Annotated in this window: 26 protein-coding genes; 19 read left to right on the forward strand and 7 right to left on the reverse strand. The window is 71.8% G+C overall.

Features of this window, described 5'->3' with window-relative positions; all coding sequences use genetic code 11:
* Nucleotides 1-15: 15 nt before the first annotated feature.
* Nucleotides 16-1173, reverse strand: coding sequence for an ABC transporter ATP-binding protein (locus ACZ6ZP_RS21760; protein ID WP_351171892.1), 1158 nt, complete (start codon nucleotides 1171-1173; stop codon nucleotides 16-18).
* A 132-nt stretch (nucleotides 1174-1305) separates the two neighbouring features.
* On the opposite strand from ACZ6ZP_RS21760, the gene ACZ6ZP_RS21765 reads away from it, so the two are divergent.
* The 4 genes from ACZ6ZP_RS21765 to ACZ6ZP_RS21780 all read left to right on the forward strand — a co-directional run bounded on the left by ACZ6ZP_RS21765 (nucleotide 1306) and on the right by ACZ6ZP_RS21780 (nucleotide 4882).
* Nucleotides 1306-2034: an ABC transporter permease gene (locus ACZ6ZP_RS21765; protein ID WP_351171889.1), complete on the forward strand. Its 729-nt coding sequence runs from the start codon at nucleotides 1306-1308 to the stop codon at nucleotides 2032-2034.
* Nucleotides 2031-2711 (forward strand): ABC transporter permease, encoded by a 681-nt coding sequence (locus tag ACZ6ZP_RS21770; RefSeq protein WP_399975920.1) that lies wholly within the window; start codon nucleotides 2031-2033, stop codon nucleotides 2709-2711. The genes ACZ6ZP_RS21765 and ACZ6ZP_RS21770 overlap by 4 nt, the downstream gene beginning before the upstream one ends.
* A gap of 86 nt (nucleotides 2712-2797) precedes the next feature.
* Nucleotides 2798-3772 (forward strand): ABC transporter substrate-binding protein, encoded by a 975-nt coding sequence (locus tag ACZ6ZP_RS21775; protein WP_351171883.1) that lies wholly within the window; start codon nucleotides 2798-2800, stop codon nucleotides 3770-3772.
* 123 nt (nucleotides 3773-3895) lie between these two features.
* A complete protein-coding gene (locus ACZ6ZP_RS21780; RefSeq protein WP_351171881.1) occupies nucleotides 3896-4882 on the forward strand; it encodes a hypothetical protein in 987 nt (328 codons plus the stop codon).
* Between the two features lie 191 nt (nucleotides 4883-5073).
* Here the strand turns inward: ACZ6ZP_RS21780 and ACZ6ZP_RS21785 are convergent, their stop codons facing one another.
* The gene (locus ACZ6ZP_RS21785; protein ID WP_469407961.1) at nucleotides 5074-6348 is read right to left on the reverse strand and encodes a PH domain-containing protein; all 1275 of its coding nucleotides are present in this window, start codon (nucleotides 6346-6348) and stop codon (nucleotides 5074-5076) included.
* Nucleotides 6349-6414: 66 nt separating this feature from the next.
* On the reverse strand, nucleotides 6415-6933 hold the full coding sequence (locus ACZ6ZP_RS21790; RefSeq protein WP_469407920.1) for a PH domain-containing protein: 519 nt from the start codon (nucleotides 6931-6933) through the stop codon (nucleotides 6415-6417).
* A gap of 63 nt (nucleotides 6934-6996) precedes the next feature.
* Between ACZ6ZP_RS21790 and ACZ6ZP_RS21795 the strand changes: the two genes are divergently transcribed.
* Nucleotides 6997-8148: an NADH-quinone oxidoreductase subunit D gene (locus ACZ6ZP_RS21795; RefSeq protein WP_351171872.1), complete on the forward strand. Its 1152-nt coding sequence runs from the start codon at nucleotides 6997-6999 to the stop codon at nucleotides 8146-8148.
* Here ACZ6ZP_RS21795 and ACZ6ZP_RS21800 read toward each other — a convergent pair.
* Complete coding sequence (locus tag ACZ6ZP_RS21800) at nucleotides 8113-9084, reverse strand: SAM-dependent methyltransferase (protein WP_469407963.1); 972 nt, start codon at nucleotides 9082-9084, stop codon at nucleotides 8113-8115. The genes ACZ6ZP_RS21795 and ACZ6ZP_RS21800 overlap by 36 nt on opposite strands.
* Nucleotides 9085-9246: 162 nt before the next feature.
* Between ACZ6ZP_RS21800 and ACZ6ZP_RS21805 the strand changes: the two genes are divergently transcribed.
* Nucleotides 9247-10449 carry a sensor histidine kinase gene (locus ACZ6ZP_RS21805; RefSeq protein WP_351171997.1) on the forward strand — a complete coding sequence of 401 codons (1203 nt, stop codon included), beginning with the start codon at nucleotides 9247-9249 and terminating at the stop codon, nucleotides 10447-10449.
* 106 nt (nucleotides 10450-10555) lie between these two features.
* Entirely contained in the window at nucleotides 10556-11230 is a 675-nt protein-coding gene (locus ACZ6ZP_RS21810) for a response regulator transcription factor (protein WP_351171869.1), read from the forward strand.
* 78 nt (nucleotides 11231-11308) lie between these two features.
* Here the strand turns inward: ACZ6ZP_RS21810 and ACZ6ZP_RS21815 are convergent, their stop codons facing one another.
* A complete protein-coding gene (locus ACZ6ZP_RS21815; protein WP_361467851.1) occupies nucleotides 11309-12421 on the reverse strand; it encodes a DUF5937 family protein in 1113 nt (370 codons plus the stop codon).
* A gap of 252 nt (nucleotides 12422-12673) precedes the next feature.
* Here ACZ6ZP_RS21815 and ACZ6ZP_RS21820 point away from each other — a divergent pair, with 252 nt between their 5' ends.
* Nucleotides 12674-12919 carry a hypothetical protein gene (locus tag ACZ6ZP_RS21820; RefSeq protein WP_351171866.1) on the forward strand — a complete coding sequence of 82 codons (246 nt, stop codon included), beginning with the start codon at nucleotides 12674-12676 and terminating at the stop codon, nucleotides 12917-12919.
* Here ACZ6ZP_RS21820 and ACZ6ZP_RS21825 read toward each other — a convergent pair.
* Nucleotides 12876-14048 carry a threonine aldolase family protein gene (locus ACZ6ZP_RS21825; RefSeq protein WP_351171863.1) on the reverse strand — a complete coding sequence of 391 codons (1173 nt, stop codon included), beginning with the start codon at nucleotides 14046-14048 and terminating at the stop codon, nucleotides 12876-12878. The genes ACZ6ZP_RS21820 and ACZ6ZP_RS21825 overlap by 44 nt on opposite strands.
* A gap of 148 nt (nucleotides 14049-14196) precedes the next feature.
* Here ACZ6ZP_RS21825 and ACZ6ZP_RS21830 point away from each other — a divergent pair, with 148 nt between their 5' ends.
* The 11 genes from ACZ6ZP_RS21830 to ACZ6ZP_RS21880 all read left to right on the forward strand — a co-directional run bounded on the left by ACZ6ZP_RS21830 (nucleotide 14197) and on the right by ACZ6ZP_RS21880 (nucleotide 22867).
* Nucleotides 14197-15135, forward strand: a complete 939-nt coding sequence (locus ACZ6ZP_RS21830; protein WP_469407922.1) for a Rossmann-like and DUF2520 domain-containing protein — start codon at nucleotides 14197-14199, stop codon at nucleotides 15133-15135.
* Nucleotides 15132-16133 (forward strand): pantoate--beta-alanine ligase, encoded by a 1002-nt coding sequence (panC, locus tag ACZ6ZP_RS21835; protein ID WP_361471752.1) that lies wholly within the window; start codon nucleotides 15132-15134, stop codon nucleotides 16131-16133. Before ACZ6ZP_RS21830 ends, panC begins: the two co-directional genes overlap by 4 nt.
* A complete protein-coding gene (locus tag ACZ6ZP_RS21840; protein ID WP_351171854.1) occupies nucleotides 16130-17869 on the forward strand; it encodes an L-aspartate oxidase in 1740 nt (579 codons plus the stop codon). Before panC ends, ACZ6ZP_RS21840 begins: the two co-directional genes overlap by 4 nt.
* 2 nt (nucleotides 17870-17871) lie before the next feature.
* Entirely contained in the window at nucleotides 17872-18855 is a 984-nt protein-coding gene (nadC, locus tag ACZ6ZP_RS21845) for a carboxylating nicotinate-nucleotide diphosphorylase (RefSeq protein ID WP_361471756.1), read from the forward strand.
* Nucleotides 18856-18862: 7 nt separating this feature from the next.
* Entirely contained in the window at nucleotides 18863-19669 is an 807-nt protein-coding gene (locus ACZ6ZP_RS21850) for a type III pantothenate kinase (protein ID WP_351171849.1), read from the forward strand.
* 117 nt (nucleotides 19670-19786) lie between these two features.
* Nucleotides 19787-20224 (forward strand): hypothetical protein, encoded by a 438-nt coding sequence (locus tag ACZ6ZP_RS21855; protein WP_469407924.1) that lies wholly within the window; start codon nucleotides 19787-19789, stop codon nucleotides 20222-20224.
* A gap of 115 nt (nucleotides 20225-20339) precedes the next feature.
* A complete protein-coding gene (locus ACZ6ZP_RS21860) occupies nucleotides 20340-20951 on the forward strand; it encodes a hypothetical protein (protein ID WP_351171991.1) in 612 nt (203 codons plus the stop codon).
* A gap of 13 nt (nucleotides 20952-20964) precedes the next feature.
* Entirely contained in the window at nucleotides 20965-21135 is a 171-nt protein-coding gene (locus ACZ6ZP_RS21865) for a hypothetical protein (RefSeq protein WP_202121271.1), read from the forward strand.
* A 179-nt stretch (nucleotides 21136-21314) separates the two neighbouring features.
* The gene (locus tag ACZ6ZP_RS21870) at nucleotides 21315-21761 is read left to right on the forward strand and encodes a BlaI/MecI/CopY family transcriptional regulator (protein WP_351171843.1); all 447 of its coding nucleotides are present in this window, start codon (nucleotides 21315-21317) and stop codon (nucleotides 21759-21761) included.
* A 10-nt stretch (nucleotides 21762-21771) separates the two neighbouring features.
* Entirely contained in the window at nucleotides 21772-22305 is a 534-nt protein-coding gene (locus tag ACZ6ZP_RS21875; RefSeq protein WP_351171840.1) for an amino-acid N-acetyltransferase, read from the forward strand.
* A gap of 223 nt (nucleotides 22306-22528) precedes the next feature.
* Nucleotides 22529-22867 carry a histone-like nucleoid-structuring protein Lsr2 gene (locus ACZ6ZP_RS21880; RefSeq protein ID WP_351171837.1) on the forward strand — a complete coding sequence of 113 codons (339 nt, stop codon included), beginning with the start codon at nucleotides 22529-22531 and terminating at the stop codon, nucleotides 22865-22867.
* Here ACZ6ZP_RS21880 and ACZ6ZP_RS21885 read toward each other — a convergent pair.
* Entirely contained in the window at nucleotides 22846-23439 is a 594-nt protein-coding gene (locus tag ACZ6ZP_RS21885) for an SCO3374 family protein (RefSeq protein WP_351171834.1), read from the reverse strand. The genes ACZ6ZP_RS21880 and ACZ6ZP_RS21885 overlap by 22 nt on opposite strands.
* Between the last annotated feature and the right edge of the window lie 256 nt (nucleotides 23440-23695).

Raw genomic sequence — 23695 nt, forward strand, 5'->3', positions numbered from 1 at the left:
TCCCCAAGCGGGTCCTCAGCTCCCGCCGATGGCCGTGATCGTCTCCAACTCGACCTCCCCGCGCGCGATGTCGCGGGCGTCCGCCGCCGTCGACCTGCGCAGCGCCTCGTGCAGCCGGGCCGGGGTGAGGACGCCCAGGAAGCGGCCCTCGCTGTCCTTGTCGATGACCGCGATCCAGCCCGCGTCGTGCTGGAGCATCGTGGCGAACGCCTGCTTCAGGGTGGCGCCCACCGGGAGCCACGCCTCCATGCGGCGCGCGTGGTCCCGGACCGTCCCCTTGCCGCCGTGCGCGTGCTCGGCGGAGATCCAGCCGTGCAGGTTGTTCTCGCCGTCCAGGACGACTGCCCAGCGGGCGTCCAGCCGCGCGGGCAGCGGGTCGTCCAGGTGCAGGACGGGCGGCTGCTCCAGGTCGCCCTCCTCGATGGGCGTCACGGAGAGGCGCTTGAGGCCGCGGTCCGCGCCGACGAAGTCCGCCACGTAGTCGTTGGCCGGTGCGCCCAGGATCGTCGAGGGGGTGTCGAACTGCTCGATGCGGCCCTCTCCGTAGACGGCCATGCGATCGCCCAGGCGGACGGCCTCCTCGATGTCGTGCGTGACGAAGAGGACGGTCTTGCGGACGGCCTGCTGGAGGCGGAGGAACTCGTTCTGCAGGTGCTCGCGCACCACGGGGTCGACGGCGCCGAACGGCTCGTCCATCAGGAGCACGGGCGGATCGGCCGCCAGCGCGCGGGCCACGCCCACCCGCTGGCGCTGGCCCCCAGAGAGCTGCTCGGGGTAGCGGTCGCCGTACGTGGCGGGGTCGAGGCCGACCAGGTCGAGGAGTTCGGCGGCGCGCTCGCGGGCCTTGCCGCGCTTCACGCCGAGCAGGTGCGGGACGGTCGCGGTGTTCTCCAGGACCGTTTTGTGCGGGAACAGGCCGACCTGCTGGATGACATAGCCGATCCGGCGCCGGAGTTGGACCGGATCGATGGTGGATATGTCGTCACCTTCGACGTATATCCGGCCCTCGGTCGGCTCGATGAGACGGTTCACCATCTTCATCGTCGTCGTCTTTCCACAGCCCGACGGGCCGACGAGCGTGACCAGTTCGCCCTCGGCGACCTCGAAGGACAGGTCGTCGACGGCCGTGGTGCCGTCCTCGTACCGCTTGGTGACGTGCTCGAACCGGATCATGATTCCCCATTGTTGCGGGCGTTGTGTAAAGCCCATGTTGCGCCAGTACGACGAGTCTCGGCGATTGTCGGTGCTCCGCGTTAGGGTCGCCAGACGGCCTCAGGAAACGGGACGCGGGGGGAGTGGGGCGGGATGAGCGAGCAGAACTGTCTGGTGACGAACGACTGGATCTGCGGGGAGTACGTGAGCTCCCGCAGCCAGGAGTTGATCGACGCCACCGTGCAGCACGTGGGCATCACCGCGGCCTCGGTCGCCATCGGCGTCGCCGTCTCGCTGCCGCTCGCGCTGCTCGCGCGGCGCTGGCGCTTCCTCGCGGGCCCGATCCTCGGCGTGACGACCGTGCTCTACACCGTGCCCTCGCTCGCGATGTTCTCGCTCCTGCTGCCCTTCTTCGGGCTCTCGGCCTCGCTGGTCGTCACGGGCCTCGTGCTGTACTCCCTGACGATCCTCGTGCGGAACATCCTGGCGGGGCTCCAGGCCGTGCCGGAGGAGGCGCGGGACGCCGCCAGGGGCATGGGGTACGGCCCGCTGAGGCTGCTGTGGGAAGTCGAACTGCCGCTCGCGCTGCCCGCCCTGCTCGCCGGTGTCCGCATCACGACGGTCTCGACGGTGGCGCTGACGACCGTAGGGGCGATCGTCGACTACGGAGGCCTCGGATCGCTGATCCTCGACGGCCTCGACACGACCTTCAAGGCACAGGTGCTCACCGCCTCCGCGCTCTGCGTGCTGCTCGCCCTCGTCGCCGACCTGCTCCTCCTCGCGCTCCAGCGGTGGCTCACGCCGTGGACACGCGTCCATCGCATACGTACGAAGCGTTCCGCCCCCGCGGAGCGCACGGCCAAGGTGGCTGAACCTGCATGAACGCGATAACCGGCGCGTACGACTGGCTGACCACGGGTGCCAACTGGCAGGGCGAGAAGGGGGTGTGGCACCGTCTCGCCGAGCACCTGTACTTCAGCGGTGTGTGCCTCGCCGCCGCGTGCCTGATCGCGCTGCCGATCGCCCTGTACCTCGGGCACATCGGCAAGGGCGGCGCCCTCGCGGTGAACATCTCGAACGTCGGCCGCGCGGTGCCGACCCTCGCGGTGCTCGTGCTGCTCACGCTCACCCCGCTCGGCGAACACGGGGACATACCGACCCTGATCGCGCTCGTCCTGTTCGCGGTGCCGCCGCTGCTGACCAACGCGTACATCGGGATGCGCGAGGTCGACCGGTCGGTGGTGGAGGCCGCGCGCGGGATGGGCATGAGCGGCGGCCAGCTGTTCGCGCGGGTCGAGCTGCCTCTCGCGTACCCCCTGGTCATGACCGGTGTCCGGTCCGCCGGCGTGCAGGTCGTCGCCACGGCGACGCTGGCCGCGATGGCGGGCGAGGGGGGCCTCGGCCGGATCATCACGGCCGGGTTCAACCTGCAGAACACGCCCCAGGTGGTGGCGGGGGCGCTCCTCGTGGCGCTGCTCGCGCTCTTCGTGGAGGTGGTGCTCGTCGTGGTGGGGAAGGTCTTCAATCCCATGCGTGGGCGCTCGGGGGTCGCGCAGTGACCTCCGACGGCAGTTTCCAGTGGTTCCCGGAGTTTTTGGCTCCCAGGGTCTTCGGCTCCCAGAATTTTCGAAATGGTGGTTCACCGATGAACAGCACAACGCGTCGCGCGCGACGGATGGCAGGGGCGGCCGTGGCCGTCGTGGCGCTGACCGCGGGGCTCACCGCGTGCGGCGGGGACAGCCTGGAGAAGGACGGCAAGGGCGACGGGGACAAGGCGGGCGGCAAGGGCAAGCTCGTGGTCGGGTCGGCCCGGTTCACCGAGCAGAAGGTGCTCGCCGAGCTCTATGTGGGCGTCCTGGAGGACGCCGGATACGACGCCGAGGTCAAGACCGTCCAGAACCGCGAGGTCTACGAACCCGAGCTGAAGAAGGGCGCGATCGATGTCGCCCCCGAATACGCGGCGACGCTCGCGGAGTTCCTCAACCTCGGCAAGAACGGCCCGAAGGCGAAGCCGGTCGCCTCGAATGACGTGGACGCCACGGTGACCGCGCTGAAGAAGCTCGCCGAACCGCGCGGCCTGAAGGTGCTTCCGGCCGGTGAGGCGGTCGACCAGAACGCGTTCGCGGTGACCAAGGAATACGCGAAGAAGCACAAGCTCAAGACGCTTTCGGATCTCGGGAAGTCCGGCGAGAAGGTCAAGATCGCCGCGAGTGACGAATGCGAGTCGCGGCCGTTCTGCGCTCCGGGACTGGAGAAGACGTACGGCATCGACGTCGCGGGAATCGACCCCAAGGGCGTCGGCACCACGCAGTCCAAGCAGGCCGTCAAGAACGGCACGGACCAGGTGGTGCTGACCACGACCACCGACGCGACGCTCGACGGCTTCGGTCTGGTGGCCCTCGAGGACGACAAGAAGCTCCAGAACGCGGACAACATCCTTCCGGTTGTGAACGCGAAGGATGCGGGCGACAAGGAGATAGCCGACGCGCTCGGGAAGCTCACCAAGGCGCTGACGACGGAAGATCTCGCGGAACTCGACCGGAAGGTCGATGTGGAGCGGCAGAAGGAAGCCGATGTCGCCCGTGAGTATCTGGAGTCGAAGGGATTGATCAAGAAGTAGCGCGGCCGAAACTGGAGTTGAGTGGCCGAAGAGGAGCGGGAAGGGTGGGGAGTCAGCACTATGGCGCTGTCATTTTGGCGGGCGGGGCACCATAGTTCGCCTACGCGCGGTAAGTTTCTGGCCATGCCACGTGGACGTCACCGCCATTCCCCACCCTTGCACAGGCTGCTTCCTCCCTCGACGGTCGCAGGCCTCTCTCTTGTCTGCGCCGGCGGCGCCTGGCTGTTCGCGGAACCCATCGTGCTCCGCGGCCTCGCCGCCGCCGCTGCCGCGGCAGCCGTCGTGGGCTCGGTCGTCATGCGCCAGTGGGACCTGGCGGCCGGCAAACGCGTCGCCGAGCTGGGCCGTGCCCGCAAGAGCGACGAGTGGCGCTACGAGGAACGAATAGCCGAGTGCGAGTCCGATCTCGACGAGTCCCGCGAGCTGCGCGGCCGTCTGGAGACGAAGCTGCGGTCCAAGCGGGCCGAGCTGGCCGCCCTGCGGAACGAACACGCGGCGCTGCTGCGCCGCTACGCCACGGCCGAGACCGAGCGGGCCAGCGCGCTGGAGGGACGGCGGCTGCTCGCCATAGAGGCGTCCGCTCCGACGCGGGCGCTGCCCCCGGCGCCCGCCCGCGCCGAGGCCCCGGCTCCCGCTCCCGTCGTGCACCCGGGGGCCGTCACGCCTCCCTCGCTGTACGACCGGGCGAACGCGGCGCTCGACCGGCTGGCACCGAAGCCCACGCCCGACCGTGGGGCTGCCCGGCAGCGCGCCGACGAGGACGAAGCGCGGGGGAAGCCCGGGGCGGCCGAGGGGTACGGCGGGCATGAGCGCGCGGTCGCCGTCGCGCCGCCCGCCCAGAGGCGCCGCCCGTCCGCCCAGGGAGGCTTCGACTTCTTCGGCACGAAGAGCGAGGCGACCGCAGGGGCGCTGGAGTCCGTGCAGAACGTGGACCTCGCCGACGTGGTGGGCGAGGAGGCACTCGCCGTGCACAAGGCGGAGGCCGAGGCGGAGTTCAAGCAGGCCCCCGAGGGCGCGGACCGTGCCGTCGGCCAGGTCATCGACCTGACGGCGCACGACGAGACCGAGCAGATCGACGTGGCGGAGCTGCGGACGGCGCTGCGGGCGTAAGCGGGCCCCTGGGCCTTGGCTGCCGTCATCACCGGCTCGTCGTCACAGGCTCGGCAGTATCACCGGCTCGTCATCAGCGGCTCGGCAGCATCAGCAGCTCGTCATCATGGGCTCGGCAGCATCACAGGCTCGGCATCACCGGCTCCGCCGAGCGCGTCCTCACCTGCCGGGCGGGCTGGACTTCCGGTCCGTCAGGCCATCCAGCGGTCCGGACGCGCCGTCCTGCGCCCCGTACGGGACCTCTCCGCTTGCGCGGACAGCAGCGCGGCCGCCTCGTCGGCGGGACGGAGCCGCGCCGTCACCGTCTTGTTCGCCCCCGTGTCGACCTGCACGTCCGCCACCCCCTTGAACCGCTCCCAGGGCCCCTGCGTCAGCCGCACGCTCTGCACCTTCGCGTGCGGGACGAGGGACAGGCGGCGGCGCAACAGCCCGTGCCGCGCCGCGAACACCGTGTCCGTCACCGTCAGGCCGTACCCCTTCCACCACACCGGAAGGCACCACGCGGCGCGTGCGGGAGGGCGGATCAGCTCGGCCGCGGCCGGCACCCGCACGCCCGGCAGGATGCGTGCGATCACGGACTCCGCGACCTCCCGCGGCGCGACCGGCACCAGGACGGAGTTGGACGAGCCCGCCACGTCCAGCTCCACGCGCACCCAGCCGCGCCGCCGCCACAGCCACGGCTCCACGACCCGCACGGTCTGCACCCGCCCCGGAGGCACCGTCTCGTGCGCCTTGTCGAGCAGCCCGTGGTCGATGCGCAGGCCGTCGGGCGACTCGCCCACCTTCCAGTCGTACTCCCCGATGAACCGCCCCACACTGCTCGCGAACGCGCCGCCCAGCATGGGCAGTCCGGTCGCGAGGACCGTCCACAGGTTGTGGGTGGCGAACCACAGCAGGGGCGGCACGATGAGCGTGGCGACGAGCATCCCCCACGTCGTGCCGGTCAGCACCAGGGAGATCGCGAGCATCCGCGGCTGTACGTGCACCAGGTTGTTGACCGGTGCCTCACCCACCTCATGGGCCGTCTCGGGGGCGAAACCGGCCGCCCGCGCGAGGAGTTCGGCCCGCAGGACGGAAGCCTCCTCCTGGCCCAGATAGGCCAGTTCGTCCTTCTTCTCCGTGCCGACGACATCCAGCTTGAGCTTGGCGACGCCCACGATGCGGGCGGCGAGCGGCTGCGTCACATCCACGGCCTGGAGCCGGTCGAGCCGGATGTGAGCGGTGCGCCGGAAGACCAGGCCGGTGCGGATGCGCAGTTCGGTGTCGGTGACGGCGAAGTGCGTGAACCACCAGCTCATGAAGCCGTAGAGGGCGCCGCCCAGGAGGACGACGGCGATCCCGGCGAGGAGTTGGGTCACCGGGAGCTCGGCGGCCCGCCGCTGCGTGCCGCTCGGGTCGTGCACCGCGAAGCCCACCAGGACCGCGACCGGCGCCCAGGCGCGGCGCAGGGGCGTGATGGGGTGCAGGCGCCGCTCTCGTACGTCGTCGGCGCCCGGGGCGTGTTCCCTGCCCCGTCGCCTCGCGTACGCCGCTCACAGCCCCGCCGAGCGGGCCTCGCCCAGTTCGGTGAGCCGGTCGCGCAGCCGCTCGGCCTCCTCGGGGATGAGGCCGGGGATGCGGGCGTCGGTGGCGGCGGCGGCCGTGTGCAGCTGCACGCTGGCCAGGCCGAAGTGCCGCTCCACGGGCCCCGACGTCACCTCGACGAGCTGCATCCGGCCGTACGGGACGATCGTTTCCTCGCGCCAGAGAACGCCCCGGCTGATCAGGAGGTCGTCGGCCCGCTCCGCGTACCGCCAGGAGCGCCAGTTGCGCCCCAGCATCGGCCAGCCCCACGCCACGAAGGCCAGCGGGACGGCCCCGAAGGCCGCCCACACGGGCGCCGCGAAGAGCCACAAGAGCACCCCGACGGCCGCCGCGAGCGGCACGAGCCACACCACGAGGAGCAGCCGCCGCATGCGCAGCAGCCCCCGTGGCAGCCCGGTCCACACCGGCTCGCCCTCTGCCTGCCCCGGCCGTGCGGGCCCCGCCGGCTGTGCCGTCCCCGTTTCCATGCCTCAAGCCTACGTAGCCGACGTGACAGTCGCGTAGGAGCGCGCGTACGAGAGAATGCGCGCATGAGCCCCACGACGGAGACCACGCTCGGCATCGGCGGCGCCGCGGAGAGCACCGACATGGTGCTCAACATCGGCCCCCAGCACCCGTCCACGCACGGCGTGCTGCGGCTGCGCCTCGTCCTCGACGGCGAGCGCATCCAGCAGGCCGAGCCGGTCATCGGCTATATGCACCGCGGCGCGGAGAAACTCTTCGAGGCGCGTGACTACCGGCAGATCGTGGTGCTCGCCAACCGGCACGACTGGCTGTCCGCGTTCTCGAACGAACTCGGGGTCGTCCTCGCCGTGGAGCGGATGCTCGGCATGGAGGTGCCCGAGCGCGCCGTCTGGATGCGCACGCTGCTCGCCGAGCTGAACCGCGTGCTCAACCACCTGATGTTCCTCGGCTCGTATCCGCTCGAACTGGGCGGAATCACCCCGGTGTTCCACGCGTTCCGTGAGCGCGAGGAGCTCCAGAACGTGATGGAGGAGATTTCCGGCGGCCGCATGCACTACATGTTCAACCGCGTCGGCGGCCTCAAGGAGGACCTGCCCGCCGGATGGGCCACGCGCGCGCGTGCGGCTGTCGCCTCGGTCCGCTCGCGCATGGACGTGTACGACAAGCTCGTGCTCGGCAACGAGATCTTCCGGGGGCGTACGCGCGGCGTCGGCGTGCTCTCCCCGGAGGCGGTGCACGCCTACGGAGTGAGCGGTCCCATCGCCCGCGCCTCCGGAGTCGACTTCGACCTGCGCCGCGACGAGCCCTACCTCGCGTACGGGGAGCTCCAGGACACCCTGAAGGTCGTCACGCGCCAGGAGGGCGACTGCCTGGCCCGCTTCGAGGTGCTCCTGGAGCAGACCCACAACGCCCTCGACCTCGCCGACGCCTGCCTGGAGCGGCTCGCCGGGCTGCCGCAGGGCCCGATCAACCAGCGCCTCCCGAAGGTGCTCAAGGCTCCCGAGGGCCACACGTACGCGTGGACCGAGAACCCCCTGGGCATCAACGGCTACTACCTGGTCTCCAAGGGCGAGAAGACCCCCTACCGCCTGAAGCTCCGCTCGGCGTCGTACAACAACATCCAGGCGCTGGCCGTACTGCTGCCGGGACAGCTGGTCGCCGACATGGTGGCGATCCTGGGGTCACTGTTCTTCGTGGTCGGCGACATCGACAAGTAGCGGGCCGCTGATGCCGACCGGCTGGGCGAGCCACCCGAAGTCGCCGAGCCCGCCGGCCGCGGTGAGCTCCGCCGCCTCTCCCGCCCGCGTGAGGGCCCGTACGTACGCCGTCGGGTCCGTGGAGGCCAGGGACAGCGGCGGGCGGCCACCGCGCACCCCCAGGGCGTGCAGGGCCGCGCGCTGGGTGAGCAGGCAGGCGCCGGGCGGCGCGCACGCGTCGAGCGCCACATGGGCCGTGATGTCGCACGTGCCGTCCGGCACGGGCGCCGTCTCGCGGCCCGCGCGGAAGCCGGTCAGGGTGCCGAAGGGCGGCCGTCCGGCGCGGTCGTGCGCGTAGTCGACCGCGACCGCGAGGCCGCGGGTCAGCGTTCCCGCGGCCGTCGCCCACGCCTCGTCCCTGGGGCGGCCGATCTCCGCGCGCAGGCCCGGCTCCGGGGCGAGCGGCCACCAGCGCGCGAGCCAGGAGGCGTCCGCGCCCGCCACCGGGTCGCCGAGGGATTCGGTGCCGTCGTCGCGTACGAGCACGTGCCGGACCAGACCGTCGGGGTCCACCTCGACGACGTCCAGGGGGACGTTGTCCAGCCACTCGTTGGCGAAGAGCAGGCCGGTGACACCGGCGGGCGGCCGGTCGCGCCACTCGACGCGCGGGTCGAGTCCCGCCGGGCGCCCGGCCCGCTCGACCGCATAGGCACGCGTGCGTGGCGCCACGTCGGCGGGCAGCGCGGCGAGGACGCCCGCGGTCAACTCCCCGCGCCCTGCTCCAAGATCGACGAAGGCCAACTCGTCCGGGTGGTCGAGTGTCTCGTCCACGCGGCACAGCAGCCGGGCCACCGCGCCCGCGAAGAGCGGCGATGCGTGCACCGACGTACGGAAGTGCCCCGCGGGTCCCTCGGGGCGCAGATAGAAGCCCTCGGGCCCGTACAGGGCGGCCTCCATGGCCTCCCGCCAGCCGCGCCGCACGTCCTGCCGCTCACCTCGGACCTCGTTCGTCACGCGAGAAGGCTAAGCGGGCCTCCACCTTGGGGAGTACACGCGAGGGGTACGGATCGGACCTCCGGTTGACCCCGGAGGGCCATGGCGCTGCCTACGCTGGGTTACGTGCAGCGCGTCTATGAATTCCTTCGCAGACACCCGACCGGGGTCGATGGCTTCTGGGCCCTCGCCCTGCTCGGGATCTCCGGCATCGGTCTGGTCTCCATGGCCGACGTGGAAGGCCGGGACCCGAAGGTCGCGGCCGCCGTCGTCGTCCTCGGCATGTCCGTCGTGGTGGCGCTGCGCCGCAAGTACACCGAGAAGATGCTGGTCCTCACCGCGGTGCTCGGTGTCGCCCAGCTGATCTTCGACGTCGAGACGATGCCGGCCGACTTCGCGATGCTGGTGATCATCTACACCGCGTCGGCCGACGGCTCGAAATGGGCGTCGCGGTTCGCCCTCATCGGCGGCCTGTGCGCGGCACCGCTGTCGTCGCTGCGCTGGCCCGAGGAGAACATAGGCGTCTTCGGCAGCGTCTTCTTCACGATCTTCCAGATGGTGCCCTTCGCCCTCGCCTGGGTGCTCGGCGACTCCATCCGCACCCGCCGCGCCTACTTCGCGCAGCTGGAGGAGCGCGCCGACCGCCTGGAGAAGGAGCGGGCGGCGCAGTCCAAGGTCGCGGTGGCGGCCGAGCGGGCGCGCATCGCCCGCGAGCTGCACGACGTCGTCGCGCACAACGTCTCGGTGATGGTCGTCCAGGCCGACGGCGCCGCGTACGTCCTCGACACGGCCCCCGAGCAGGCCAAGCAGGCCCTGGAGACCATCTCGGGCACCGGGCGCCAGGCGCTCGCCGAGATGCGCAGGCTGCTCGGTGTGCTGCGCACCGGCGAGCACCAGGAGAGCGGTGAGTACGTCCCGCAGCCCGATGTGGAGCAGCTCGACGAGCTCATCGAGCAGGTGCGCACGGCGGGCCTGCCGGTCGACTTCAAGGTCGAGGGCACCCCGCGTCCACTGCCCAGCGGCGTCGAGCTCACGGCGTACCGCATCGTGCAGGAGGCGCTCACCAACACCCGCAAGCACGGCGGCGAGAACACCGGCGCGAGCGTGCGCCTCGTCTACTTCGACGACGGCCTCGGGCTGCTCGTCGAGGACGACGGCAAGGGCGCGCCGCACGAGCTGTACGAGGACGGCGGCGCCGACGGCAGCGGGCACGGCCTGATCGGCATGCGGGAGCGCGTCGGCATGGTCGGCGGCACGCTGGACGCGGGGCCGCGGCCGGGCGGCGGGTTCCGCATCAGCGCGCTTCTCCCGCTGAAGCCCGCAAATTGACACCTGTCACCGAATCGTCGAACCGCCCACGCCCTACGCTCATGACCACATCCGTTCGCCCGTACAGCGCTGATCGCTTGCGAGCACATCCACGAAGGGGCCTTTGATGTCGATCCGCGTCATGCTCGTCGACGACCAGGCGCTGCTGCGCACGGGGTTCCGGATGGTGCTCGCCGCACAGCCGGACATGGACGTCGTCGCCGAGGCGGGCGACGGGGTCGAGGCCCTTCAGGTGCTGCGGACGACCGAGGTCGACGTGGTGCTCATGGACGTACGCATGCCGAAACTGGACGGCGTGGAGACGACCCGGCGCATCTGCCAGGACGAGAACCCGCCGAAGGTGCTGATCCTGACGACCTTCGACCTCGACGAGTACGCCTTCTCGGGGCTGAAGGCGGGCGCCTCCGGCTTCATGCTGAAGGACGTGCCCCCGGGGGAGCTGCTCGCCGCGATCCGCTCCGTGCACAGCGGTGACGCCGTGGTCGCGCCGTCCACGACGCGGCGGCTGCTCGACCGCTTCGCGCCGATGCTGCCGAACGCGGGCGGGCAGCCCAAGCACAAGGAGCTGGAGCGGCTCACGGAGCGCGAGCGCGAGGTCATGATCCTGGTCGCCCAGGGGCTCTCGAACGGGGAGATCGCGGCGCGGCTCGTCCTGTCGGAGGCCACGGTGAAGACCCATGTGGGCCGCATCCTGACCAAGCTCGGCCTGCGGGACCGGGTGCAGGTGGTGGTCCTCGCGTACGAGACGGGTCTGGTGCGGGCCGGGGGCGGTTCGGCCTGACGGCTCGGCCTGGGGGCGCTCGGTCCGGGAGTGGTCGGCCCGGCGGCGTTATGCCCGGGGGCGATCGGCCCCACGGCGTCAGCGCAGGATGCCCTCCAGGAAGTCGCTGCCCAGGCGGGCCACCACGGTGACGTCCAGCTGGTGCATCACGTACCGGCCGCGCCGGGCCGTGGTGACCAGGCCCGCCTTCTTCAGGAGCGTGAGGTGCCGGGAGACCTCCGGCGCCGTCAGTCCGGTCGCGTGGGCCAGCTCGCCGGTGGTGAAGGGCGCGCGGGCCATGTCGCGGCACAGCCGCAGGCGCACCGGGTGCGCCAGGGCCGTGAGGCGCCGCTCCAGCGTCTCCACGGAGGTGGGCCTGGCCAGGTCCGGGGCGGACACGGGGTAGTGGATCACCGGGCGCCAGCCCGGGGCGTGCAGGACCATCAGGTGCGGCCAGGCGAAGTGCGAGGGCACGAACGTGAGCCCCGCGCCCAGGGTGTGGTCCAGGGCCGTCGTGGCGCCCGGCACCAGCTTGTCCGCGGTGATGCGGCGGCCGTCCGGGTCCACCGAGAGCGCCGCCGACACCGACGAGAGCACCTCGGCCAGGCCCTTGTGGCGCAGTATCTCCGTCTTGTGCCGGGCGTCGGCGGCCAGTTGGACGCGCACCCGCCGCCAGGTGTCCGCGAAGAACGCCTCGTCGCAGTCCTCCAGGAGGCGGCGCAGCCAGGCGCGCACGCTCCGCGGGTCGGCCAGCAGCCGTCTGGCGAAGTCCAGTTGCCTGGTGCCGCGCGTGGCGGCGAGCTCCAGGGAGCGGGCGCCCCGGGCCGGGTCGGTGAGCGGCGAAGGACCGCCTTCGTTGTACGTCGTGCCGCAGGTGAACTCCAGGGCCGCCATGACGAACCGCTCGTCGTCCAGGCGGTCGAGCAGGTCCAGCTCCTCGGTGAGCGTCGCCCCCGGCCTGCCGTCGCCGTCGACGAGCCCGGCGAACGGCATGAACACGTCCGAGAACGTGTTCCGCCACAGGAAGTCGGCCTCGCACAGCCGGTCGGCGAGGTCCGGCTTGAGGCAGGCGGTGGTCGCCGTGGCCCAGCCGTGCAGTCCCGGATGGTGTCCGGGCTCGGCCAGCGCGTGCAGGGCGACGCCCAGCTCCGCCAGGGGCGAAGGGTCGAAGAAGATCCGCTCCTGCGGCAGGCCCGCGATCTCGATGTGCACGCTCATGGACCCATCGTGCACCGCGCCACCGACATCCCCGCCGTCGATTGACGCCCGGCGTCAATCGACGCGACGACGGAGTGACGGCGGGCGCAGTCTGTGGTGACCGGGCCGCACGGCCCGGACCGCCGGGCCGCACCACCGTGCCGCGGCCGGACCGTCCCGCCCCTGTCGCCGACCCTGCCTTCCGTGCTTTCCGTCGACCCAAGGGCGCCCGATAAGTACCCTTATGTCCTGAGAGGCGAACCCGTCATGAGCATCACCCAGCAGTACCTTCTCGACAGCTTCCGCGCCGCCCAGCACGACGAGCGCACCCCGCCGGCTCCCGGGCAGCAGGACTGGCAGGTCATGCGCGAGGTGCGCGACTACGGCCGCTTCCGTGCCGTCGTCGAGGAGCGCCCCGCCCACGGACGCATCCGTGCCGCGCTCGCCAGGATCGCCGGCGCCGGGCACCTCAGCCGGGGATCCGCCGCACGAACTCCGCGACCGCATCATTGACGTCGTCGGACGTCCACTCCAGGCCCGCCTCGGTCACGGTGACCTCCGTGACCGAGAGGCCGGGCGGCCCGTCGGGGAACCAGCGGCCGAACAGCTGGGTCTTGGTCTCCTCGGCCTGCCCGAGCGCCGCCTCGGTGAGGTCCTCGGAGTCGTACGGCAGCCAGACCTGGAACTGGTGGGTGTGCGGCCGCTCGGGGTGCACCCGCGACCAGGGCACTCCGGCGGCCGCGAACCCCTCCTTGAGCGCGTCGGCGACCACGCGCGCGTGGGCCACGTAGTCCGGCAGCCGGGGGAGCGTGTTCTTCAGGCCCAGCAGGGCGGCGACGGCGGCCGGGAACTGCTGGAAGATCTGGCCGCCGTAGCGGTGCCGCCAGGTCCTTGCCTCGTCGACCAGGGTGCGCGGGCCCGCGAGCACCGCGCCGCTCAGGCCGTCCAGGGACTTGTAGAACGACACGTACACGCTGTCCGCGAGCCCGGCGATCTCCGCGAGGGGGCGGCCGAAGTGCGGGGTGCACTCCCACAGGCGGGCGCCGTCGAAGTGCACGACGGCGTCGCGTTCGCGGGCCGCCTCCACCACCTCTTCGAGCTCCTCCCAGGACGGCAGGACGAAACCGGCGTCCCGGAGCGGCAGTTCGAGCATCAGCGTCCCGAAGGGCTCCTCGAAGTCCCGCACTTCATCGGCCGTCGGCAGCCGAGGCTCCCGCGTCGGATGCACCGTGCGCAGTCCGCTCACCGCACCGAGGGCGCCCCCTTCGTGGACCTCCGGGTGGGCCTTCGGGTGCAGGGCCACGGTCGCGTTGCCCGTGCGGCCCGCCCAGCAGCGCAGGGCGACCTGCTGGGCCATCGTGCCGCTCGGGAAGAAGGCGGCGTCCTCCTTGCCGAGCAGCCGCGCGACCTCGTCCTCCAGGCGGGCGACGACCGCGTTGCCGTAGATGTCGATGGGCTCGTCCGGGTCCACCACCTCGGACGCCGCGTCCGCGAGGGCCGAGAGCCGCGTGCTGAGCGGGAGGTTCCCGGACCAGCGGTGCAGGGTCCGGGTGACGCCGAGGGCGGCGGCCCGGCGGCGGGCGGCCCGCAGGTCCTGCTCGCTCACCTCGGTGGGGGCTCCGGCTCCGTCATGTGAAGTCATCCCCCGAGCATGCCGTGCCGGTGGGCGGCCGGTCATACCAATACCCACAGCCTGTGGACAGCCGAGGACGCGGCGCGCACCAATCGCGTTAGCATGACGAGAAATCGTCCGGTACCCGGAGCGGACTGGAACGGGAAGGCGTCATCGCGTGAACGCACCTCATCAGCCAGACCCGCGGGACCGCCCCGCGAGGCTCACGGTGGGCGTCGTGGGAGCGGGCCGTGTCGGCCCCGCGCTCGCCGCGGCACTCCAGCTCGCCGGGCACCGCCCGGTCGCCGCGTCGGGGGTCTCCGACGCGTCCGTACGACGCGCGGCGGTCCTGCTGCCCGACGTCCCCCTCGTCACGCCCGCCCAGGTCCTCGAGCGCGCCGACCTGGTCCTCCTGACCGTGCCGGACGACGCCCTGCCGGGCCTCGTCGAGGGCCTCGTCGAGACCGAGGCGATCCGCCCGGGCCAGCTCCTCGTGCACACGTCGGGGCGGTACGGCACCAAGGTCCTGGAGCCCGCGCTGCGCGCCGGAGCCCTGCCGCTCGCGCTGCACCCCGCCATGACGTTCACCGGCACCCCCGTAGACGTGCAGCGTCTCGCGGGCTGCTCCTTCGGCGTGACCGCTCCCGAGGAGCTGCGCCTCGCCGCGGAGGCGCTGGTCATCGAGATGGGCGGCGAGCCCGAGTGGATCGCCGAGGAGGCCAGGCCGCTCTATCACGCGGCGCTCGCACTCGGCGCGAACCACCTGGTCACGCTGGTCGCCGAGTCCATGGAGCTGCTCCGTGACGCGGGCGTGGAGGCCCCGGACCGGATGCTCGGCCCGCTGCTCGGCGCCGCCCTGGACAACGCCCTGCGGTCCGGCGACGCCGCCCTCACCGGACCCGTCGCGCGCGGGGACGCGGGCACGGTCGCCGCGCACGTGGCCGAACTGCGCAAGCACGCGCCGCAGACCGTCGCCGGATATCTGGCGATGGCCCGCGCGACCGCCGACCGCGCGCTCGCCCACGGACTGCTCAAGCCCGAGCTCGCCGAGGACCTCCTGGGAGTCCTGGCCAACGGCGGCGGAGTGGACGGCGACGCCGGGGGAGGAACCCGATGACCACCCTCCTGCACACCGCCGAAGCCCTGCGCACGCGCACGCGTGCCGGCCGCCGCGTCGTCGTCATGACCATGGGCGCCTTGCACGAGGGCCACGCCACCCTGATCCGCACCGCACGCCGCATCGCGGGCGCCGAGGGCGAGGTCGTGGTCACGGTCTTCGTGAACCCCCTCCAGTTCGGCGCGGGCGAGGACCTCGACCGCTATCCCCGCACGCTGGACGCGGACATCAAGATCGCCGAACAGCAGGGCGCGGACTTCGTGTTCGCCCCGTCCGTCGACGAGGTCTACCCGGGCGGCGAACCGCAGGTCCGGATCAGCGCGGGCCCCATGGGCGCACTGCTCGAAGGAGCCACGCGCCCCGGACACTTCGACGGCATGCTCACGGTCGTCGCCAAGCTCCTGCACCTCACCCGGCCGGACGTGGCGCTGTACGGCCAGAAGGACGCCCAGCAGCTCGCCCTCATCCGCCGCATGGTCCGGGACCTGAACTTCGGCGTCGAGATCGTCGGCGTACCGACCGTGCGCGAGGACGACGGCCTGGCCCTCTCCAGCCGCAACCGCTATCTCTCCCCGGCCGAGCGGCGCACCGCGCTCGCGCTCTCCCAGGCCCTCTTCGCGGGCCGCGACCGGCACGCGGCGCAGGAGGCCCTGCACGCGCGCGCGGCGCTGGCCCCCGTCACGCACGCGCGCGCCGACGCCCTGAACGCCCTGGGGGAGTCGCGCGCGGCCGCCGACACCCACGCGCTCGCCCAGTCCGTCACGCCGTCCGTGCCCGGCGGCCCCGCGGCCGTCCGCGCCGCCGCCCGGCAGGTCCTGGACGAGGCCGTCCGCCGCACGCCCCCGCTGGAGCTGGACTACCTGGCGCTGGTCGACCCGGCCGACTTCACGGACGTACAGCCGGGCCACATCGGTGAGGCCGTCCTCGCCGTGGCGGCCAAGGTCGGCGCGACCCGGCTGATCGACAACATCCCGCTCACGTTCGGAGCCACCGCATGAGTGCCACCGGAATACGGCTGCACGCCCCCGCGCCCGGCTGGTCCCTGGAGGCCGACGTCGTCGTCGTCGGCTCCGGAGTGGCCGGACTGACCACGGCCCTGCGCTGCTCGGCGGCCGGACTGAGGACCGTCGTGGTCACCAAGGCCCGCCTGGACGACGGCTCCACGCGCTGGGCCCAGGGCGGCATCGCCGCGGCACTCGGCGAGGGCGACACCCCCGAACAGCACCTGGACGACACCCTCGTGGCGGGCGCGGGCCTGTGCGACGAGGAGGCCGTGCGCGCCCTGGTCACCGAGGGCCCCGACGCCGTGCGCCGCCTCATCGAGACCGGCGCGCACTTCGACACGGGCCCCGAAGGCGCCATCGAGCTGACCCGCGAGGGCGGCCACCACCGCCGCCGCATCGCGCACGCGGGCGGCGACGCGACCGGCGCGGAGATCTCCCGCGCCTTGGTCGAAGCGGTCCGCGCGCGGTCCATACCGACCGTGGAGAACGCCCTCGTACTCGACCTGCTGACCGACGCGGACGGCCGCACCGCCGGTGTCTCCCTGCACGTCATGGGAGAGGGCCAGCACGACGGCGTGGGCGCGGTGCACGCCCCCGCGGTCGTCCTCGCCACCGGCGGCATGGGCCAGGTCTTCTCGGCGACGACGAACCCGTCCGTGTCCACGGGCGACGGCGTCGCGCTCGCCCTGCGCGCGGGCGCCGAGGTGAGCGACCTGGAGTTCGTGCAGTTCCACCCCACCGTGCTCTTCCTGGGCGCCGACGCGGAGGGCCAGCAGCCGCTGGTCTCCGAGGCGGTGCGCGGCGAGGGCGCCCACCTCGTGGACGCGGACGGCGTGCGCTTCATGGTCGGCCAGCACGAGCTCGCGGAGCTCGCGCCCCGGGACATCGTCGCCAAGGGCATCACGCGGCGCATGCTGGAACAGGGCGCCGAGCACATGTACTTGGACGCACGGCACTTCGGCGCCGAGATGTGGGAGCACCGCTTCCCGACGATCCTCGCCGCCTGCCGCGCCCACGGCATCGACCCGGTGACCGAGCCCATCCCCGTCGCCCCGGCCGCGCACTACGCCTCCGGCGGCGTCCGCACCGACCCGCACGGCCGCACCACGGTCCCGGGCCTGTACGCCTGCGGCGAGGTCGCCTGCACCGGCGTGCACGGCGCCAACCGCCTCGCCTCCAACTCCCTTCTGGAGGGCCTGGTCTACGCCGAGCGCATCGCCGCCGACATCGCGGCGCGCCACGCGGAGCTGGCCCTGCCCGCGCTGTACGCGGCCGTGCCCGTCCCGGTGCCCGCGCCCGCACCGGTCGCCCACCCCGACACCCCCGCGCACCCCCTGCTGCCCCCCGAGGCCCGCTTCGCCATCCAGCGCGTGATGACCGAGGGCGCCGGAGTGCTCAGGTCCGCCGACTCCCTCTCCGAGGCCGCGGCCCGCCTGGCCCGCATCCACGCCGAGGCCGCGGGCGCGCTCGCCGAGGACGGCAAGACCGCCGAGCCCGGCGTCGACACCTGGGAGACCACCAACCTCCTGTGTGTCGCCCGCGTCCTGGTCGCCGCCGCACAGCGCCGCGAGGAGACCCGCGGCTGCCACTGGCGCGAGGACCGCCCCGACCGCGACGACGAGGCCTGGCGGCGCCACATCGTCGTACGCCTGAACGCGGACCGGACCCTGGCCGCGCACACGACCGAGACCGCAGACTTCCCCCCGACGACCAGCCTTCAGGAGAAGTGACCGTGAGCACCCCCGACGACCTCCCTCTCGCCCCCACGGGCGGCGGCTGCGGCGATGCCTGCGGCTGCGGCGGAGACGACGCGTACGACCCCCTGGAGTGCGGCCTCGACCCCGCTCTCGCGCAGCTCCTGACCGACGCGGGGCTCGACCCCGTACAGGTCGAGGACATCGCGCACATGGCGATCGAGGAGGACCTGGCCGGCGGCGTGGACGTCACGTCCGTCGCCACCATCCCCGAAGAGGCCGTCGCCACCGGCGACTTCACCGCGCGCGAGGCCGGCACGGTCGCCGGTCTGCGCATCGCCGAGGCGGTCATCTCCCTCGTCTGCACGGACACCTTCGAGGTCGAGCGGCACGTCGAGGACGGCGAGCGGGTGGAGGCGGGCGCGAAGCTGCTCAGCGTCACCACCCGCACCCGCGACCTGCTCACCGCCGAGCGCAGCGCGCTCAACCTCCTGTGCCGCCTCTCCGGCGTGGCGACGGCCACGCGCGCGTGGGCCGACGCGCTGGAGGGCACGGGCGCCGAGGTGCGCGACACCCGCAAGACCACGGCAGGGCTTCGCGCCCTGGAGAAGTACGCGGTGCGCATGGGCGGCGGCGTGAACCACCGCATGTCGCTCTCCGACGCGGCCCTGGTGAAGGACAACCACGTGGTGGCCGCCGGAGGCGTGGAGCAGGCCTTCAAGGCCGTGCGCGAGGCCTTCCCCGACCTGGCCGTGGAGGTCGAGGTCGACACCCTCCACCAGCTGCGCGAGGTCGTGGACGCGGGCGCCGACCTGATCCTCCTGGACAACTTCACGCCGGGCGAGACCGAGGAGGCCGTCGCCCTCGTGGACGGCCGCGCGATCCTGGAGTCCTCCGGCCGCCTCACCCTGGAGAACGCCAGGGCGTACGCCGAGACGGGCGTCGACTTCCTCGCGGTGGGCGCCCTGACCCACTCCTCCCCGATCCTGGACATCGGCCTCGACCTGCGCGCGGCGGAGTGACGACGACATGCTGCTGACCATCGACGTCGGAAACACCCACACCGTCCTCGGCCTCTTCGACGGCGAAGAGATCGTCGAGCACTGGCGGATCTCCACCGAGGCCCGCCGCACGGCCGACGAACTGGCCGTGCTGCTCAACGGGTTGATGGGCATGCACCCGCTGCTCGGCGAGGAGCTGGGCGACGGGATCGACGGCATCGCCATCTGCTCGACGGTCCCCTCCGTCCTGCACGAACTGCGCGAGGTCACCCGCCGCTACTACGGAGACGTGCCCGCCGTCCTCGTGGAGCCCGGCATCAAGACCGGCGTACCGATCCTCATGGACAACCCCAAGGAGGTCGGCGCCGACCGCATCATCAACGCGGTCGCGGCGGTCGAGCTCTACGGAGGCCCCGCCGTCGTCGTCGACTTCGGCACGGCGACCACGTTCGACGCGGTCTCCGCGCGCGGGGAGTACACCGGTGGCGTCATCGCCCCCGGCATCGAGATCTCCGTCGAGGCCCTCGGCGTGCGGGGCGCCCAGCTGCGCAAGATCGAGCTGGCCCGGCCGCGCAGCGTCATCGGCAAGAACACCGTGGAGGCCATGCAGTCGGGCATCCTGTACGGCTTCGCGGGCCAGGTGGACGGCGTCGTGCAGCGCATGGCCCGCGAACTGGCTGGCCCCGGCGGCGATCCCGACGACGTGACGGTCATCGCGACCGGCGGCCTCGCGCCCATGGTGCTCGGCGAGGCCTCGGTCATCGACGAGCACGAGCCGTGGCTGACCCTCATCGGCCTGCGCCTGGTCTATGAGCGGAACGTGTCCCGGAGTTGAACACTGTCGGCTCATAACCGGCGGCTCATAAGCGGGGCTTGCGCGCACAACCCCGCGCCCCATACAAGAGTCTGCGCGGGGACGGGACATGAGCGGGGCCGAGCGGGCGTGGAGAACATGGGGCGTAGAGGAAGACTGGCCGCGACAGTGGCGGCCGGTGTGCTGGCCGGTCTCGCCGGACCGGCCACGGCGGCGAGCGCGGCCACCGGGTTCGACGGCGACCGAGCGGCGCACTCGACTTCGTACGCCGTGGACTTCCGCGCGGTCGGCGCCGCCGCCGAGGACCCCGCTGCCTCCGTCGGCACGTCCGCCGGCGGCCAGACGGCAACGGCCTCACCGTCAGACACGTCAGACAAGTCAGACACGTCAGGCACATCAAGCCCATCAGACACGTCCGGCCCATCAGACACGTCCGGCACGTCCGGTACCGACGAGGACCCCGGCACCATCGCCGACACCGGCGCGGGCGTGCTCCCCTGGATCACCGCAGGCGCGGCCGGCGCCCTGGGGGTCGGCGCGGTCGTCTTCGCGATGATCCGCCGCCGCTCGGAGTGAGCGCGGGCGCAGCCACGCCCAGCGGAAGCCACGCCACGCATTGGCGTTAAGCGGATTTTGTCCGTTTCACACGTATTGTCGGTCCATGCCCACGCCATACGGATCTCGCGGCGGCATGGCCTTCGGTGCGGAGGAGCTGCGTGTGCTCCGCCGCGCTCTGGCCCTCGCCCTGCATCCAAGCCCCGTCTCCGACGAGGACGTCCAGGACTGTCTCCGTCTCGCCGACGCCGTCGACGAGGCGGTCAGCGAGGGCGCCAGGCTCCGCGCCTTCCTGCTGGCCGACCTCGCCCGCTACCGGGCGGCCCTGCCCGGGACCGCAGCCGGCTACCTCGCGCTCCTGGAGGACGTCGTCTGCTCCGGCTACCAGCCGGGCGCCGACGACCTCGCCGCGCTGCGCGCCCTGCGCGGCAACCCGGCCGCCGCCGCCCTCCTCGACCGCTGCCGGACCATCGCCGAACAGGCCGTACGCGCCCGCCTCTCGGGCCGGTCCCATACGGCCGTCCCGGCGCCCCGCCCCCTCGTCCCCGCCTCGCGCACGCGCCTGCTCGCCCTCCCCGGCGGCCGGAGCGAGGCAGGCGAACGGGCGGAGCCCAAGCCCAAGAGTCCCAGCGCCCCGCCCGGGAAGCCGGCCGCGCCCGAGCCGTCGCGCCCCGTGCCGACCCCGGCCGAGGTCTTTCCCCCCAAGCGCCGCCCGGCGGACCCGCCGCATCAGCTCGCCGCGGGCTAGCTACTCTGGGGGCATGGAATACGTCTCCGCGCTCCTGCCCCCCGTAGTGATGGCCGTGTTCTTCGGCGGTCTCATCGTGACGATCGTGAAGACCCAGGGCGGCGCCAACAAGGCCAAGGAGGACGCGGCCGTGGACGCCGTGATCTCCCGCGCCGAAGGCGCCCGGCAGACACCCAAGGCCTGACCAGGGTCTCCTGCGGGCGGTGACCCGAGGTCACCGCCCGTGCACTCCCGCACACTCCTGGCCACACTCTTGGCGTACGACTCGCTCACATTCCGAGTCGTACGCCCTTTTTGTTGGGGAAATGGCGCCTCCGCCACGTCCGTCACGTCATTAGTGACATCTCCCACTATTGTTCTGGTGTGCCTCGCCCCTTGGGAGAACTCGAAGACTCAGTCATGACACGGGTGTGGAAGTGGAACCGCCCCGTGACCGTTCGAGAAGTCCTGGAAGACCTTCAGCAGGAACGGTCCATCGCGTACACCACCGTCATGACCGTTTTGGACAATCTTCATCAGAAGGGCTGGGTGCGCCGTGAAGCGGAAGGCCGCGCCTATCGATATGAGGCGGTCTCCACTCGGGCCGCCTACGCCGCCGCACTCATGAACGAAGCATGGTCGCAGAGCGACAACCCCGCCGCCGCTCTCGTCGCGTTCTTCGGGATGATGTCGGCGGAACAGCGCGAAGCGCTCAGTGACGCGATGCGCATCGTGGGCCCGGCCGCGCAAGCGCCCATCTCCGAAGCGCCCATCTCTCGACCGCCGATCTCCGAAGGCCCCGGCGCGGCGGAGCCCGAAGCAGAGCGATAGCGTCCGGTTCATGCCAGCAGAACCCCCTGAACTCAGCGCTAAAGCAGTCTCCGTACGCCGGGCGCGCACAGCCGATGTACCGGTCGTACGCAACCTCCTCGACTCCTACGCACGTCAGGGGATCCTGCTCGACAAAGCGACGGTCGCGCTTTACGAGTCCATCCAGGAGTTCTGGGTGGCGGAACGCGACGACAACGCCGAGGTGGTCGGCTGCGGCGCCCTGCACGTGATGTGGGAAGACCTCGCGGAAGTGCGCACTCTGGCGGTGAACCCACATGTCAAGGGCGCCGGAGTGGGTCATCAGGTGTTGGGCAAGTTGCTGCAGACCGCTCGCTGGCTCGGTGTCCGGCGGGTTTTCTGTCTCACCTTCGAAGTCGACTTCTTCGCGAAGCACGGCTTCGTGGAGATCGGTGAGACACCGGTCGACGGAGATGTCTACAGCGAGCTGCTGCGTTCCAAAGACGAGGGTGTCGCCGAGTTCCTCGGCCTCGAACGAGTGAAACCGAACACCTTGGGCAACAGCCGGATGCTTCTGCATCTGTGATCGTCGCCGGTATTCCGAGCTGCCTGCTGCCCCGGTTCCCTATGTCCGAAACGCGCACGTTTCCTGGGTTCTCGGGGTGCTCGGTCTCTCCCGGGGGTTTGTGTTTTTCCAGCAAAAGCGGTTTGCTTTCCGACGTACTGCAGTACTGCATATAACAGGGGGCGGCGATTCTGCGGCGCGCGCCGTGCGATCCCGACCTAAGTTATCGATGAAAGGAAATCCGGTGGCACAGAAGGTTCAGGTCCTTCTTGTCGATGACCTCGACGGTGGCGAGGCAGACGAGACCGTGACGTTTGCGCTGGACGGCAAGTCGTACGAGATCGACCTCACCACGTCGAACGCGGACAAGCTCCGCGGTCTTCTTGAGCCGTACCTCAAGGGTGGTCGTCGCACCGGTGGCCGTGGGTCGGCCGGGCGCGCCAAAGCCCGCGCCTCTGCCACGAGCGGCGGTCAGGACACCGCGGCCATCCGCGCCTGGGCGAAGGACAACGGTTTCGAGGTCAACGACCGCGGCCGCGTCCCGGCGTCCATTCGCGAGGCCTACGAGAAGGCCAACGGCTGACGACGGGTTCGTCGCAACCGGACCCGGTGGCACTGCGTTGCCGCCGTGTCCACAAGTCGTACGAGACCGGAGCCCACGGCGGGGTCGCTGTGGGGCACGGTGCCACCCCCCACGCAGTACAGGGACGGCAGTGCCGGCAGCGTCGGCTCCACCTCACACCCGGGCTCTGGGGGTCGCAGCCATACGGCGGCCCCCTGCGAGCCGGACCACCCCGGAGGCGTGGGCGCGTCGATCCGTCCGCCCGCCCCGACGGCCGTGAGGTCCAGGGGGATGCCGCCCCACTCCAGCCACTCCAGGAGCCCCGGCAGTTCGTCGGCGCTCCCCGCGGCCACGAAGAGCCGCATCGATTCCCCTCGCAGAGCCACCGGAGCCTTCGGCCCGAGATGCCGCAGGGCGGCGAAACCGGCCTCGGCGGGCAGCTGCAGTACGTCGAAGCGGAGCCCCGTCAGGAGCTGTACCGGCAGCCCGGGACGGCGCTCGGCCGTCGCCCAGCCGAGTTCGTTCTCGTACCACTGCCGCACCGGGTCGCTCTGCTCGACCGGTACACGGGGCTGGGGAACGGTGATGGCCATGCCAGGAGCAACCGGCCGGAGGGGTCCCGGGTTACGCACCGTGGCGCTGCGATCGCGCAGAGTGTCCGGAAAGAGGGCGTAAGGACGTGTTCGGCGGCGCAAGGGTGTTCGCCCGTAGCGGAGGGAACCGGCGCGCGCCGCATGGAGTGTCAGTCCTTACGGGTAAGACATCCCTAGTGGGGAGGGGCGACACACGCGCCAGGCCGTCTCACGTTCGCCATCGGCGTAGCTGAGGTGAGGGTAAGTGCTTGGCCTG

It is taken from the genome of Streptomyces sp. NPDC054047, assembly GCF_055585065.1.